Source organism: Pseudomonas fjordensis, from assembly GCF_976987115.1.
Map to the genome: position 1 here is coordinate 2,747,491 of NZ_OZ336860.1, position 16,158 is coordinate 2,763,648.

The 16,158-nt window shown below is 61.4% G+C and carries 3 protein-coding genes; 1 reads left to right on the forward strand and 2 read right to left on the reverse strand.

The genetic code is table 11. From position 1 onward, the window contains the following. Positions 1-34: 34 nt before the first annotated feature. On the reverse strand, positions 35-4,861 hold the full coding sequence (locus ACWHXD_RS12485) for a dermonecrotic toxin domain-containing protein (protein WP_499084055.1): 4,827 nt from the start codon (positions 4,859-4,861) through the stop codon (positions 35-37). A 199-nt stretch (positions 4,862-5,060) separates the two neighbouring features. Here ACWHXD_RS12485 and ACWHXD_RS12490 point away from each other — a divergent pair, with 199 nt between their 5' ends. Then, positions 5,061-12,233 carry an NEL-type E3 ubiquitin ligase domain-containing protein gene (locus ACWHXD_RS12490; RefSeq protein WP_499084056.1) on the forward strand — a complete coding sequence of 2,391 codons (7,173 nt, stop codon included), beginning with the start codon at positions 5,061-5,063 and terminating at the stop codon, positions 12,231-12,233. 122 nt (positions 12,234-12,355) lie between these two features. On the opposite strand, the gene metH is transcribed toward ACWHXD_RS12490, so the two are convergent. After that, the gene (gene metH / locus ACWHXD_RS12495) at positions 12,356-16,066 is read right to left on the reverse strand and encodes a methionine synthase (protein ID WP_138763543.1); all 3,711 of its coding nucleotides are present in this window, start codon (positions 16,064-16,066) and stop codon (positions 12,356-12,358) included. Between the last annotated feature and the right edge of the window lie 92 nt (positions 16,067-16,158).

A 16,158-nucleotide genomic window follows, 5' to 3' on the forward strand; every position in this document is an offset into this window, starting at 1 on the left:
TAGTTCAACCCTATCGGAACGTGCCTCGCACCGTTCACACTTCCAGGCCAAGGAACAGTTTCTGATCCAGCGGCGCCTCTACCAACGCTTTCTCCAGATTGATCACAGAGCGGTTATTGGCTCTGGCTTGCTCCATCAGTTCCTTGCGCGTGAATAGACGTTCCGCTGGGGTCTTCAAGTGCCCGAAATCAGGCTTTGAAACGGGCTGTTCGACGGAGGAGTAGTGAAAATGCGCGTACCACAGGTCCGCGTCTTCCTGCCTCATTCCGGCCTTGATTTTACGTTTGTCACGTATGGCATATTCGGTCAGGTAGTCACCGGCCTTCAATGGCACACGTTTTTTGACCAGGTTGATGTCGACAAAACCGTGGGTCCACAGATAGTCGATTTTGGCGGCTTTGGGGCGCTGTAACAGGTAGCCTTCTGCGCAGCGTTGACGAGCCTGTTCAGTGGCCGCTATTGCCTCGTCATCGTAACTTTTACGCAGGGCAATGGCGCTTTCGTCAGTCGCGTTTTTGAGCTCCTCGGCAAGCGCTTTGAATTTTGCCGCATGCTGACTCAGCATCACGTCCCAATCATAGGGGTTCACGACCTCCCGCTGCTCAGGGTCGCGCAGTTTTCGTTGCTGGTAGCGAATACGTTCATCAATACCTTGCCGCTCGTCTTTGATGGCTTGTGCGTGCGCCCTAATTCTTTTCAAGGATCGAACCACAGGCGCGGGCGTTTTAGTCGGCACGCTGGCGGGCTCGACGATTTTCCACACGCCTTCGCTGGCATGTTCGTGGTAAGAGGCAATGATTGTGTTGGTGAGCGGGTCCGTGATATCGACATAATTGCCCGGTTCATCGGGCTGTTGCGCACGCACGTCACCCACCAGGCTTTTCTTGTCTGCGGTTTTGATAACCCGTCGGGTTGCGGCTTTTTGGCGTTTGGCTTTGTCGAGCGCAGGTTGCGGGGCAATCTTTTCTTGCGCCAGGATCAAGTTGGCCAGTTGCGCCTCCAGGCTCGAACGTGCCTCGTTCAGATGTGCCAAGTACGAAACACGGTAACCCTCCCTTACAAAGCCGGAGCGCATGTCGTGCAACGAGGTGACCGCGTTCTCCAACTGCTCATAGCGCTCTAGGACGCCTTTGAGCACAGCGATTTGTTCCGCCGTCGAATAGCCTGCGGTAGTGCGCATCTCGGTATGTGCAAGCACGAGGCTGGCGATTTGGGCGTCAGTGAGTACACGGATGAAAGGAAACTCCATCACCCTCACAGGGCGATGGGTGCGATTGAACACCAGATCGGTGAACACCAGCATGACATGTTGCTTGATGGCCACTGAAGAGATGTGTTGATCGGAAGGATTATGCTCCAGCAACAGCCGGCGCTGCCCAGGATCAGCCTGCTTGAGAAGGGTTTCGATGTGTTCAGCCGGTTCAATCATTTGATTGAGCGCCTCTACTTGCTGCTTTTTAGTGTCAATGTACTCGTCGTAGGCATGGGTGATGTTTTCAGCAAGTTCACGATTGGCGCGCTCACCGAGTTCGCTGGCGTTTTCGCCGGTGTCGCTTGCCAGGGTGTCGGCCATTTTTTGCGCCAGGCATTCAAAGACCGAACTCCAGTAGCTATAGATGATTCTTGTGGCTTTATCTCGTGCGGGTTTGTGTGCGGGGTTGGTGCGATCGGTTTGCATCAGTTCATCGGCCTTGGCTTCGATTCGCTGCATCAAGGGGATCAATGCCCGGCCGTTTTGCTGGTAGTTATCGAGTGCCGTTTCCCATTGGGCCCTGGCGTGCGCCGTACTGACGCGCCTGGCCGCATGCCGTTGGGTTACCCTGAGGTGCAGTTGCGGGATGCCGGTTGAGGTGCCGAGCAGTAGCCAGTCATCCCTCAGGCGCTTTGCCTGGTCGACCAGATTGGCGCGGGCGGTATTCAAGGCCGATTCAAACCCGGTGGTAACGGTCACTGACGCGTTCATTTCCACGAGGAGCGCGGCGAATTCTTGCGTTAACGACTGTATTCGTTGCTCACGTGCAGACAGCCATTTATTGAGACTTTCTCTGGGCATCCCTCCCTTCAACCTGGCTCGTCGGTCCAGCCGCCAATGCCCCTGGCCATCGCTGGTCAACCTGAAGCCCGGACGCTGTGGGAGCTGCGGATGGACCAGGTAAACCTCGCCAAACCCCGGCACCACACTCACCTGAAACAACATCCCGCCGACGCTGGCGTGCCAGGCTCCGTCGATGCGGTAAAGCCCTTTCAACGCACCGCTTGGCTGCGCAGCGGGTAAGATGGCGGGCCAGGGCACATGCACCTCGACCAGCGCCTTGAGTAACGTTGCGCTGGCCATGGGGCTGGCGAGCGAACGACCGAAGTCCAGGGCGGTATGGCCGCTGGCCGGTGGCTCGCCGGGGAGCGCGACCGGGCCATGACGCACCACCGCGGTGCTCTGAACGCGTGGCAGGCCGACCGGGCGGCGCCAGGTTTGCAGATGCAGGGCGTGGTCTTGTGCGCCAGGTTCTGCCAACGGCCGCGCCGAGGGCGACGCAGCGTGCAACAGCACCATCGCGGTGTTGAGCAGTAGATCGATCAATGCCACCTCACGGGTGGTTGGGTCATCGCTGTCCAGGCCCGCCAGGTCCTGCGCCAGGCTACCGACCAGTACCATCAACCAACCCGCCAGCATCGCCGGCCCTCGCACCAGCGGCAGTAGCAGGCTATTGAACAGCAACCAGGCGCCTTCCATCACAAGGGCCCAGCGGCTTTCACTGTTGGACACTGACTCGCGGTCCGCCAAGTCCACCAGCGCTCGCGCTGTGCTGCCGAACAGATGGTTGAGCAGTTGCCCGTTGACCTGCGATTGCAGCCATTCACCCGCGCCCTCATCGACCGCCAGGGTAGCGGGCTCGGGTTTTTCAAGCACGCTGAGCTCGTCGCCAGGCAGGAAGCGAATCAGGTGGGGTTCGCGGATACCGCCGTGATCGTAGATCGGACGCGCCTTGTCGCTCAGCCAAGTCAATACGCTGTCTTGCAAGGCGCCGGGGCTGGCGAGGGCATCCAGCAGCGCCTGGCGGGTCGGGTACTCATGCAGCGCATCGGCGTACAGCGGTTGGTACAGCAGGTGCGGGCCAATGTTGGCATCGCGCGGTTCGATGATAAACGCATTGCTGACTTCATCGGGTGAGGCCCCGGGCTTGCGGCACAGAGCCAGAGGGCGCAGGACGATCTCCTGGCCGTCAACGAAACGTTCCAACGGACTTTCACCCATCAACGCCTTTACGTAGCGATAACCCGCGATGCTGACGCCGTGCTGTCGACGGATCTTGAGTTCGAGCGCCTGCATCGGCAACCTGACCTTCAGCGCGCGGGTAAACAGCGCTTCTCGCCGGCGCGCATCGGCGGTGTCGGACAACAGCGTGTCCTTGATGTTCTGCGGATAGGCCGTGCCGATATCCACGCGCTGGATCAATCCCGAGGCCCCCAGCACATAGTCCTCTGTCAGCCAGGACGGCAAGGCCTGGGCGCCCTTGGCCAGTAGTTCCAGCGTGCCGCTGGGCTTGCCGGCCAGGTTCTTTACCGCCAGCTCGGTCAGTGACAGGCGCACATGCTCGACAATACCGGCGCCGCCTGGGTAGCCGGCACCGATCGTGAAGTCCAGCATCACGTCGTCGGGGTCGTAGTCGCCATGATCAGCTTGCATCTGTTTGCGCAAGGCGGCGCGGCTGAAGCTGTGCAAGTCTTCGATGCCCTGGTTGAAGGATTGCCCCTCGCTCTGTTGCAGCACCAGTGCCATGTCCTGCAGGTGGCGATGGTAGGCAAAACGGTCAGCGTTGTCGGCCTGGCTGAGCCAACCCGGCAATTGGGCGCTCAGCTGGTGAAGAAATGGAGCGGGGGGGACGGGCACGGGGGTAAAGAAAATCGCCGGGTCGGTGAGGGTTTCCAGGCGCCGGCCCAGGGTTATTTCGTCTTGCCCCTGGAACGTCAGCGTTGCGAGGTCTTGCAGCTGCTGGTTGAGGATCAGGCCCGCTTGTTGGTCGAATACATTGCCGTTCGGTTCGTTGCGTCGCCAGGTCATGCTGTCGAACGTAAAGCGCGCTTGCATCCGCGTCGCCCAGGATTGGCTGAACGCATCGATGCAATCGAAGGTCTCGATGTGCCCGGCCAGGCTGTACAGCAGCACCTGCTTATCGCGCACCAACAGCAGATCGGGTGTCAGCAGAAGCGCTTCTTGGCCGGCGCGGTTGAAGGTGTTTTCGATGAAGTACACATAGGTGGCGGGCGTGGAGCGCGGCAGGCGCTCTGCCAACACCGGCCAGGCAGCGACGACCGCCAGCATGTCGCGCTGGGTTTCGTCCAGATGTGATGAGCGTGCGGCGGTGGCGGTCATCTGACCGTGGAGAAAGTCGCTCAGCCATTGCCAGCGACTGCGGCCATGGCTGTCGACGCTGCTCCAGTAGTCCGCCAGGTCGTGCTGCCAGTGCAGGTACAGCGACTCGGGCAGCTCATCGAGGAGGCGCGCGATGACCTGCATGTCGATGAGGGCCGGCGCCCGTGGCTTGAGTATCTTGGGGGGCTGCTGGGTCAGGTAGTACGGCAGCTCGCGCTGCGGATGCAGGTCCATCAACTGTGGTTTCAGCACATGCGCGATCGCAAACTCCATCAACGAGGGGTAGGTGTAGTGCCCCTCGGCATGGGGGGTGGCGAGCTTGACCGAGCGCAGATCCAGTTGCAGCGTTGGATAGTGCTCCAGAATCCCCCTGCGCAGGGCGTTGAATACCACCGAGTACAAGGCTGGACGCGATGCGAAACGGGTGTGGACCGCCTGGGCAGGCAGTTGCTCAAAAACGGTTGGAGGGGGCGGGGCGGGGTTGGGCATGACGAAATCCATTGTCTGTTTGAATTCGAGGGTGGTTGGCACCGTTCTGCGGGCCAGCCATAGCAAATCCAATTTCGTCACCGCACAGACGGTATAGGGATACCGCCGACGGCGCTTGAGCCGCCGGGCGCCATATATGCACCGCTTGGCGCGGCAGCCAGCATGGTGTTCTGGCACTCCATATCAAAGGAGTGACCCGATGGCTGATGTAACCCAACCTTCCTCGCCTGCCGCGACGCAGAGCTTGCACGGCGACTTCCTCGAACGCGCCAGCCCCTCCTGGCTGATCGAGGCCATACCTGCGCGCAAGCAAGCGCTCAAGGACGCCGCCACGCCGCAGCCTGCCTGGCTCGAAAAAGCCTCGCCCGAGCAACGCAAGGCATTGGCGGCCAGCTTCCTGGCGAGCTTTACCGCACAGACCCAGCTGGACAAAACCATGGCCAGCTTCCAGGACATCGACGCCTTCGCCAGGCCCTTGTTGCTCAAGGCGTTGAAAGACCAATACCAGGTGGAGGTGGACGTCGATAAAACCTTGCTGTGCCTGCGCCGGCCGCTGGCGGTGGGAATTCTCGAAGTCGAGGTGTCGGACTTCCAGTTCCTGAAGCTGTCGATGCTGGAGGCGGCCCTGCATAACTTCGAAGCTTATGAGTGCAAGGAAGGGGCGTACCACAAGACCTCGGGGTTCATGGAGGCGACCAGCACCCCCGGCACCTACCATTCGGTGACGCTCAACCTCAAGGTCAGCCAGTTCCTCAGCCTGTGCCGCAGCCTGGACATCGGCGCCAAATACCAAGCGTATCTGCAGTCGTTTTTTTACCCTGAGGAGGGCGCTGCACACGTCACCCTGCGTGAGCACTTCATTGCCAGCCAGAAGGCTGCATTGAAGGCCGCCGCCGAGCAGGCCGTGTTGACTGGAGACATCCAGCCCGCCGACCAGCGCATGATTCTCTCGGTGATCGAGGGTGAAATTCACCCGTGGATGGGCGACAAGCAAGTGTGGTTCAGGACCCTGGGCCTGATGAAGCTCAGGATGACCGGCTGCATGGTGTTCTTGATCTGCAAGAAATACACCTACCCCAATGAGCTGATCATCTACATCCCCCAGGACCCGGTGCATCCGCTCAAGCGCTATACCTGGGCGCAAATGGAAAAAGAGTTCAAGCGCCTGTTTACCGAGCGCGATGCCGACAAGCGCGCCGACCCTGCGCCGACGCCGTACCAGGCATTCTTCAGCCGGTTCGTGCCCTATGCAAAGCGGGCTTACTACTTCAGCCAGTTCACCCAGAAGGCCGCCGACTCCCCGACGGACATCTGGCGCTCGCCATGGAAGAAACTCCTGGACTTCACCACGCCGCAGTTCATCACGGGCATCAAGGAGTTGCCACCCCAAGCGCCTGCCAAACTGGAACCCAACAACGCCCCCTATCTTGCGCCGTCTACCCGCACCCGAGCCGGCAAGGGCATCTGGGCGGCGAACATCGACCCCTGGAAGTATTTCTATGAGCAACATCGTGAACAGTTGATCGCCGACGCCCGCGCCCACGCGGTACCCACCGCTGAGGTGGATGCCAAGGCGCGTGACGCCAAGCTCGCACACCTGCTTGAGATCGGCATGCTTGGGCTGAACATCGCCTCGATGTTCGTGCCGGTACTCGGCGAGGTGATGATGGGGGTGATGGCTGGGCAGTTGCTCTATGAGACGCTGGAAGGCGCGGTAGAGTGGGGCGAAGGGGACTTGCAAGCGGCCAAGGCGCACTTGGTGGACGTCGCCGAAAACCTCGCGCAGATCGCGATTATGGCCGGCGTGGGCGCTGCGGTCAGTTGGCGGGCAGCCAAGGCGGAGCCTGTGATCGAAACGCTCAATGAGGTGACGCTGCCCGATGGTCGCACCCGGCTGTGGCGAGCCAGCCTGGACCGTTATGCCAGCCCGGTGGTGCTGGAGAACACGCTGAGTCCCAATGCCCTGGGCCAGTATGTGAAAGACGGCAAGACCTATGTCCGCCTCGGCGCCCAGGCTTACGAGCAGACGTACGACACGTCGCTGCGCAAATGGCGGATCAAGCACCCCAGCGATCCCCAGGCTTACCAGCCGATCCTTGAGCATAACGGCCACGGGGCCTGGCAACACACGTTGGAGCGCCCGCTGGAATGGGACCGCCTCACGCTGTTACGGCGTATCGGGCATGCCACCGAAGGCTTTACTGACGAGGCATTGCTCAAGCTGGCGGATATCAGCGGTGTCAGCGACAACACCCTGCGCAAAGTGCACGTTGAGCGCACGGTCGCGCCGCCCGAGCTGTTGGAAGCGATGCGCTTGTTCAAGGCGGATACCGCCGCCGCTGACGTGATCGAGCAACTGGAGGGCAGCAAACCCATTGATGAGCTGTACCTGTATGCACTGCCCTTGATTGTGGAAATGCCGAGGTGGCCCCAGGGTCGCGCGCTGGAAGTCATCGACGGCCCGGCGTTGACGGCCAAACCGGTCAAATATGGCGCCGGGCGTTCGCGCATTGGCGCGACCATCAAGGTCAGCCGTGAGCATATCCTGGGCGGCGAACTGCCCGAGCGTATCCTGCAGGCTCTGGATGAGTCCGAGCGCGTGAAGCTGCTCGGCGCCGAGGCGGCGCGGGTGAGCGAGGCGCGCACGCTGGAATTCAGCAAGCAACTGGCCGACTATGCTCGCCAGCGCAAACCGGCGATTTTTGACAGTATCTACACCGGCACCGAAGCAGTAGACCCACGTGTGCGCCGGCTGCAGCGCAATTGCCCCGGGCTCAGTGAATCGGCGGCGCACGCCGTGCTCGAACACGCCCAGGCGGATGAGCTGGCAGCGTTCGACAGCGCAACGCGCGTGCCCTTGAACATGTTGGAGGAAGCACGCTGGTACGCCCGCCAAGGGCGCCTGGTACGTGCCTATGCCGGCTTGCGCCGCGAAGCCATTGCCACGGCGGACACGCGCCGGCTGGCGCTGCATACCTTGCAGACATTGCCGGGCTGGCCGTCGACGCTACGCCTGCAAGTGCGTGATGGCCGTGTCGACGGTGCGTTGCTAGACAGCATCGGGCCTGAGACTGCGAGCGAGAAAAAGTACCTGGTCAAACAGGGGCCTGCCTACCAAGCCTTCGATGAGCGCGGTGAAGCCCTCAATAGCCTGCCCAGCCATGGCGATAATTTTTTCGCCTCGCTGATGCATGCCTTGCCTGATGATGCACGCCAGAGTCTGGGCGTGCCGCAGGTGAGCCAGCACGCTGCGCTGCAGGCAAAAATCATCGAACAGGCCGATGCCTATCGCATGCAAGCCGTAGAGTGGCTGGAACCCAAGACCCGCTGGTTCAAACCCCCTGTGCGCATCAACGGCGTACTTAAGGGCTATTACGCCAGTGGGCGCGCGCCGGACCATCGTCAAGCGGTTATCCGCGAAGTACGCAGGATCTACCCGGATTTGACCGACGCCCAAGTCGATGACTTTATCCTTGAGCTGCGGCAGGCGGGCAACGACGTTCGGGCGATTGCGGACCGACTCAGGGCGTTGTTTGAAGAAAACCGCCAGATGCAGGCAACACTGGATGACTGGATCAGTCGCGCAGCGCCCGCCGAGCGCCATTACCACCTGTTGGCCGCCCAGGCCCTCAAGCGCAGTTGGCGCCAGGCCGTGCTGGCCGGCAAGGTGGCCGGTGCCGAGGTCTTGTCGCTGAACCTGGATACGCCGCTACCGCCCCTGACCGCGAACTTTTCCCATGTGCGCGAGTTGAACGTCAGTGGTGCCGCCTTGCATGACGGCAATATCGACGAGTTCTTGCGCTATTTTCCCAAGCTTGAAAGCCTGTCCATCGAAGCCACCCAAGGCTTGCGCGCTGAGCGCGTGCCACGTCCGTTGTTGACCAACGTGCCGTTCTCGCTGGTGCGCCTGGAAGGCCTCAAGCACTTGAAGCTGACCTTCAGGGCGTCGGAGCTGGCGGAGCAGTTTCCCGCCAGGCTGGCAACATTGACCGGCCTTGAGCGCTTGGAGATCGGCTACTTTGGCTATCAGAGCGCACGCCTCGACAGCCTGGACCTTACGCCGCTGAACCAGCTCAAAACGTTGAAAGTCGTTGCGCCCAATGTGACGTTGCACTGGCCGGCCTATGTCCAGCAACTGGCACTGCTGGAGCGCCTGGACCTGGCGCAAACCAAAGTCCTCAAACTCCCGGACAGCCTTTACACCGGGTATGAGCGGCTGTGGCGCGGGTTGTCGCTGGACTGGTCGCAATTGAGCTATGAAGCATTCAAGCCGGCCTACGAACACGTCAAGAATTACGCCGGCACCTCGGGTCCGCACCTGGTGAATCTGGATGAAATGGTCAGAGGTTTCGCCCAGGGAGAACTGACGTTGCTGATGGGCGAAAAGACGGTCGCCGAGCGAGTGACCAACGCGCTCATGAGCACCTGGAAGACCCCGCAAACACGCATGAATGCGCTCCAGGCACTGCGCGAAGAACACCTGGGTATCTTCAAGCAGTTTTATCAGCCGTCCACGCTGCTGGGCATCAGGCACAAGTTTCGCGTAGCGCACTGGGAGGCGGGGTATAACGCGCGCATCCTGACGGCGCTTGAGAAAAGCTGGAGCTGGGCCGTGCGTAAGCGCTACGGGGTCAAGCTCGACGATGAGCTCAGCGGGCAGGTGGATACGTTTGACGGTTCGGTGTTCGAACTGCCAGCCTTTGACCTGCCTACCGCTGCCGAGTTGAGCAGCGATAAAATTGACGAGTTGCCGGTGTTGCCAGCCGGTACGTTTTCCCATGTGAAAACGCTCAAGCTGAGCTGGCTCGAGGATGTGCCCGCCGACCAGCTCAAAGGCTTTGTCCACGCGTTTGGCGGGGTAGAGCAACTGGAATTGCGCTACAGCCACCTCAGCGACGTGCCTGTCGCCGCCGACGTGCTGCCTTCCCTGACCCACCTGAACCTGTCCGATAACCATATCGTGGTGACCCCAGCGGTGCAGGCTCAATTTGATGGGATGAAGAATCTGCAGGTGTTGAACCTGCAGTACAACCGGCTGGGGCGTTTGAATGTCAGCGCGATGACGAATCTGACCGCCTTGAATCTGCGCGAAACGCTGTTGCAGGCATGGCCGACCGGTGCCGAAAACCTTGCGCAGTTAGCCTGCCTGGACATACGTGACAACGCGTTGACGAGTGTGGCCCCAGGAGCCCTGAGCCACGCGGATATGCTGTTGCGTACTGAGCTGGCGGGTAACCCGCTGAGTACGCAAGGTGAGGCAGCATTGACGGCGGCGCGTAACCGCATCGAGCGGCAGAGGGGGCTGCCAGAAGGCGCATTGAGCCGTTTTGCCCTGGCTCAAGAGCCCTGGCCATTTCCGCCCCCGGAGACGGCTGCGTCGTTGTCCCGGTATTTATTGCCTTGGCGGGAGCTACCTGAAGACCCTGGGTACCCCCTCAGCTTCGTCGTGCGCTTGCGCCGAGTGAATGCCATGTTGAACGATGAGCAAGGAGCAGCAAGGATCGAGCAGTTGCGCCAATCCGGCATGAGTGACGCGCAACTCGATACGCTGCTCAGTCAATGGCAGCGGACCTTTGAGGCACTCACGCGAACCTTGAATGGCTGGGTATTCAGTCGGGAAATACGGATTGCCGATGGCGACACCGTCGCGTTCACCCGTACGCGAGCGGCAGAGTCTATCCGCTTTTCCTGGCAGCAAGGCGTGACGGCGGGACGCACCGGGCAGGTGGGGGACACATTGAGCCTGAGGGCGCTGAGGACCGGCGATCTGCCCGCGCTGAACCTGGCCTTTGACCATATCCGCACGCTCGATTTAACCGGCGTCCGGCTGACGGCCCAAGGCAGTAACGAATTTCTGGGCGCCTTCACGCGGGCAAACCGCCTGATACTCAGCGGTAACCAACTGTCAGCACTGCCTGATGCGGTTGCAGGCATGACGCAACTTGAACGGCTGGAACTGGCCACCAACCTGTTCACAGAGGCACCCGCTCTGCCCACCCAGGCGGGCGCCGAACGCTTGCGCTGGCTGGACATGAGCCACAACGACCTGGAGGCGTTCGATGCCAGCGCGTTCAGTCGCCTTGAGACGCTGGACCTGAGCTACAACAGCCTGTCGACATGGCCTGAAGGGGTGTTGGCCGCCCCGCAGCTGACCCGCTTGGACCTGAGCGGCAATGTGTTAACCAGCTTACCGCCCGGCCTGCTCAGTGGCGCCCATGATGCGTTGGTGGCGGGTACCGACTTGTCGGGCAACCACACCTTGACGCTTGCTACCCGGGAGGAACTGTACCAGTACGCCAAAATGCACCAACTGACCAGGTTGATGGGGTTTCACCGCGTAGAGCTTGATGCCTGGCACCAACGCTTCGACGCCGGTTCCGACAGTGATTCGGACTCCGGTTCCGCCCCCGATTCCGATGACTCGGACGGCGATTCCGGTGGCGATCCGGGCGCTGCCGTCGAGCCCGTGGAGGCGGTGCCCGAGCTGCAGCGCACGGTGGCCAATGCCTCGCTGGAACCCTGGCTGGAAGGTTCCAACCCTGGGCAGATAACACAGCGCACGGCGCTGTGGGTGCTGCTGGCGCACGCCCCTGACCATGACCGGTTTTTCTGGTTGATATCGAGCCTGCGCCTGACTTCGGAGTTCAACTTCAACCGCGCCAGCCTGACGCAGCGCGTGTGGGATGTGATCGAGGCCGCCACCACAAACGCCGAGTTGCGCAGCCTGTTGTTCGTCGAGGCTGAAACCCATGGCACCTGTATTGACGGGCGTATCCTCACCTTCAGTCAGATGGAGGTGCGGGTATTCGAGTACCGAGCCCTGCACGGCATCCCGCTGCAAAGGCCTGATCTTCGAGGGCGAGCGCTGCTGGATTTATCGCGGCAGTTGTTCCGGCTCGACCGGGTCGATCAACTGGCCGAAGCGTCGGCCACAGGCCTGGACCGGGCCGAGGAGCGCTTGAGGTATCGCATCGGCTTGACCCGTGGCTGGCCCGACGGTTTGGAACTGCCGGGGCAACCGGAGTACATGGCCTATGGCCGTCCGATCGAGGGCACGCGGCGCGCGCAGATCCAGGCCAGCATCCTCGCCCAGGAAGGCTCCGATGAGTTCATCGAGTACCTGGTCGCTCAGGATCATTGGGCTCGGTACCTGCAAGAGCGCTACCCCGAACAGTTCGATGCGCTGAACAAGGAGCTTGCGCAGAAGTACGAAGCACTGGAGGACGAGCACGCTGAGCGCGCCGATGCCCAGAGCCTGCGCCGCTACGAAGAAGCGCTGAATCAGCTGGAGGTGGAGCGGGCGACCGCGCGTAACCTGAAGTTGATGCAGTTGTCGCGCATGGAGATACAACGCCTGGCCAGCATTCGCTGAGGACTAATGTGGGAGCGGGCTTGCTCGCGAATGCGGTGCTTCAGTCAACTTATCAGTGACTGACACTCTGCTTTCGCGAGCAAGCCCGCTCCCACATTTTGACCGAGTTCGGCCTCGCTCTGTCAGTTGTCGTAACCCAGGTTCGGCGCCAGCCAGCGCTCGGTCACGGCCAGGTCCTGGCCTTTGCGTGCGGTGTAGCTGGTGACCTGGTCCTTGTCGACCTTGCCCACGGCGAAGTATTGCGCCTGGGGGTGGGCGAAGTACCAGCCACTGACCGCCGCCGCCGGGAACATCGCGTAGTGCTCGGTAAGGAACACTCCGCTGCGCCCGGCCTGCATTTCGCGGGCCTCGGGGTCGAGCAGTTGGAACAGCTGGGCCTTCTCGGTGTGGTCCGGGCACGCTGGGTAGCCGGGGGCAGGGCGGATGCCGCTGTATTGCTCTTTGATCAGCGCCTCGTTGTCCAGTTGCTCGTCCTTGGCGTAACCCCAATGCTCTTTACGCACCTGCTGGTGCAGCCATTCGGCGCAGGCTTCGGCCAGGCGGTCGGCCAGGGCCTTGACCATGATCGAGTTGTAGTCGTCGCCCGCGTCCTGGTAGGCCTTGGCGACTTCTTCGGCGCCGATGCCGGCGGTGGTGATAAAACCACCGATGTAGTCGGTCACGCCGCTGTCTTTAGGCGCGACGAAGTCAGCCAGGGAGAAGTTCGGCTTGCCGTCGGTCTTGATGATCTGCTGGCGCAGGTGATGCAACCGGGCAATCGGCTGGCCATCGTCGCCGTAGACTTCCAGGTCATCGTCCTGCACCTGGTTGGTCGGCCAGAAACCGAACACGGCGCGGGCGCTGATGAGTTTTTCGTCGATCAGCTTCTTGAGCATGGCCCGGGCGTCTTCGTACAGCGCGGTGGCGGCTTCACCCACCACTTCATCGGTGAGGATGCGCGGGAATTTGCCGGCCAGGTCCCAGGAGATAAAGAACGGTGTCCAGTCGATGTACTCGGCCAACACGTTGAGGTCGATATTGTCCAGCACCTTGGCGCCGGTGAAGGTCGGCACCACTGGCGTGTAGTCGCTCCAGTCAAACTGCGGCTTCTTGGCGATGGCGGCGGCGTAGCTCAAGCGCTCGGTACGTGCGCTGCGGTTGGAGGTGCGCTCACGCACGTCGATGTATTCCAGGCGGGTTTTCTCGACGAAACCGGCCTTCAGCTCCTTGGACAGCAACTGCGTGGCCACGCCCACGGCGCGGGAGGCGTCGGTGACGTAGATCACCGCGTCATTGCTGTATTTGGGCTCGATCTTCACCGCCGTGTGCGCCTTGGACGTGGTGGCCCCACCGATCATCAGCGGCAGGTGGAAGTCCTGGCGCTGCATCTCGCGGGCCACGTGCACCATTTCGTCCAGGGACGGCGTGATCAGGCCGGACAGGCCAATGATGTCGCATTTCTGCTCCTTGGCCACCTGCAGGATCTTCTCCGCCGGCACCATTACGCCCAGGTCGACGATGTCATAGCCGTTGCAACCGAGCACCACGCCAACGATGTTCTTGCCGATGTCATGCACGTCGCCCTTGACCGTGGCCATGAGGATCTTGCCCTTGGCTTCTGGCTTGTCGCCTTTTTCCAACTCGATGAACGGGATCAAGTGCGCCACCGCCTGCTTCATCACGCGGGCGGATTTCACCACCTGGGGCAGGAACATTTTGCCGGCGCCAAACAGGTCGCCGACGATGTTCATGCCCGACATCAGCGGGCCTTCGATCACTTCGATCGGGCGCGCAAACGACAGGCGCGATTCTTCGGTGTCTTCGACAATGTGCGTGGTGATGCCCTTGACCAGCGCATGTTCCAGGCGCTTGTTGACCTCCCAGCCACGCCATTCCTCGGTTTCGGCTTCCTTGACGCTGCCGTCGCCCTTGTACTTGTCGGCAATCGCCAGCAGGGCGTCGGTGCCGTCCGGCGTGCGGTTGAGCACCACGTCTTCCACGGCGTCACGCAGCTCGGCCGGGATCTGGTCGTAGATCTCCAGTTGGCCGGCGTTGACGATGCCCATGGTCAGGCCCGCGCGGATCGCATGCAGCAGGAACACCGAGTGGATTGCCTCGCGCACCGGGTTGTTGCCACGGAACGAGAACGATACGTTGGACACGCCACCGGAGGTCAGCGCATACGGCAGCTCGTCACGGATATAGGCACAGGCGTTGATGAAGTCGACGGCGTAGTTGTTGTGCTCCTCGATACCGGTGGCGACCGCGAAGATGTTCGGGTCGAAGATGATGTCTTCCGGTGGGAAGCCGACTTCATTGACCAGAATGTCGTAGGAGCGTTTGCAGATTTCCTTCTTGCGCGCCTCGGTGTCGGCCTGGCCGGCTTCGTCGAAGGCCATCACCACCACCGCCGCGCCGTAGCGCTTGCACAGCTTGGCGTGGTGAATGAACTGCTCCACGCCTTCCTTCATGCTGATGGAGTTGACGATGCCCTTGCCCTGGATGCACTTGAGGCCGGCTTCGATCACTTCCCACTTGGAGGAGTCGATCATGATCGGCACGCGGGAGATGTCTGGCTCGCCGGCGATCAGATTGAGGAAGGTCACCATGGCCTTCTTCGAATCCAACATGCCTTCGTCCATGTTGATGTCGATCACCTGGGCGCCGGCTTCCACCTGCTGCAGGGCGACTTCCAGGGCTTCGGTGTAGTTGTCTTCACGGATCAGCCTTGCGAACTTGGCCGAGCCGGTAATGTTGGTGCGCTCGCCGACGTTGACGAACAACGAACTGCGGTCGATGGTGAACGGCTCCAGGCCCGACAGGCGGCAGGCCTTGGGAATCTCCGGGATCGGGCGCGGTGCATAACCGGCCACGGCCTTGGCGATGGCTTCGATATGCCCAGGCGTAGTGCCGCAGCAACCGCCGACGATGTTCAGAAAGCCGCTTTGGGCGAACTCTTCGATGACCTTGGCGGTTTCTGACGGCAGTTCGTCGTACTCGCCGAATTCGTTGGGCAGGCCCGCGTTGGGGTGCGCCGACACATGGGTGTTGGCCTTGTTCGACAACTCTTCCAGGTAGGGGCGCAGTTCGCTGGCGCCCAGGGCGCAGTTCAAGCCCACCGAGATCGGCTTGGCGTGGGCCACGGAGTTCCAGAACGCTTCGGTGGTCTGGCCCGACAGGGTACGGCCGGAGGCGTCGGTGATGGTGCCGGAAATCATGATCGGCAGCTCGATACCCAGGGTTTCGAACACGCCTTGCACGGCGAAGATCGCGGCCTTGGCGTTGAGGGTGTCGAAGATGGTTTCGATCAGGATCAGGTCGGCGCCGCCTTCGATCAGGCCTTGGGTGGCCTCGGTGTAGTTTTCCACCAGTTCATCGAAGGTCACGTTGCGGTAGCCGGGGTTGTTCACGTCTGGCGACAGCGAGCAGGTGCGGCTGGTCGGGCCCAGCACGCCGGCCACGAAGCGCGGCTTGGCCGGGTTTTCGTGGGTCTTGGCGTCGGCCACTTTGCGCGCCAGGCGTGCGCCTTCCACGTTCAGTTCATAGGCCAGTTCTTCCATGCCGTAGTCGGCCATGGAGATGCGCGTGGCGTTGAAGGTGTTGGTTTCCAGAATGTCGGCGCCGGCATCCAGGTAGGCCTTCTCGATGCCGCCAATCACGTCGGGGCGGGTGAGCACCAACAGGTCGTTGTTGCCCTTGACGTCGCTCGGCCAATCGGCGAAGCGTTTGCCACGGTAGTCCTGCTCCTCGAGCTTATAGCTCTGGATCATCGTGCCCATGCCGCCGTCCAGGATCAGGATACGTTCCTTGAGGGCGTGGTGAAGGGCTTGCAGACGAACGCTTCGGTCGGACATGGGACTACTCTGGTCAGGCATTTCGGAGGGCGTGAATCATAACAAACCTGCGGGCTTTTGGAGCATGTAGAGGTTTTGCATGAATATCGCTC

Excerpts from the sequence above, each read along its gene's own strand:
- ACWHXD_RS12485 (WP_499084055.1), bottom strand. The coding sequence starts at position 4,861 with ATGCCCAACCCCGCCCCGCCCCCTCCAACCGTTTTTGAGCAACTGCCT.
- ACWHXD_RS12490 (WP_499084056.1), top strand. The coding sequence starts at position 5,061 with ATGGCTGATGTAACCCAACCTTCCTCGCCTGCCGCGACGCAGAGCTTG.
- metH (WP_138763543.1), bottom strand. The coding sequence starts at position 16,066 with ATGTCCGACCGAAGCGTTCGTCTGCAAGCCCTTCACCACGCCCTCAAG.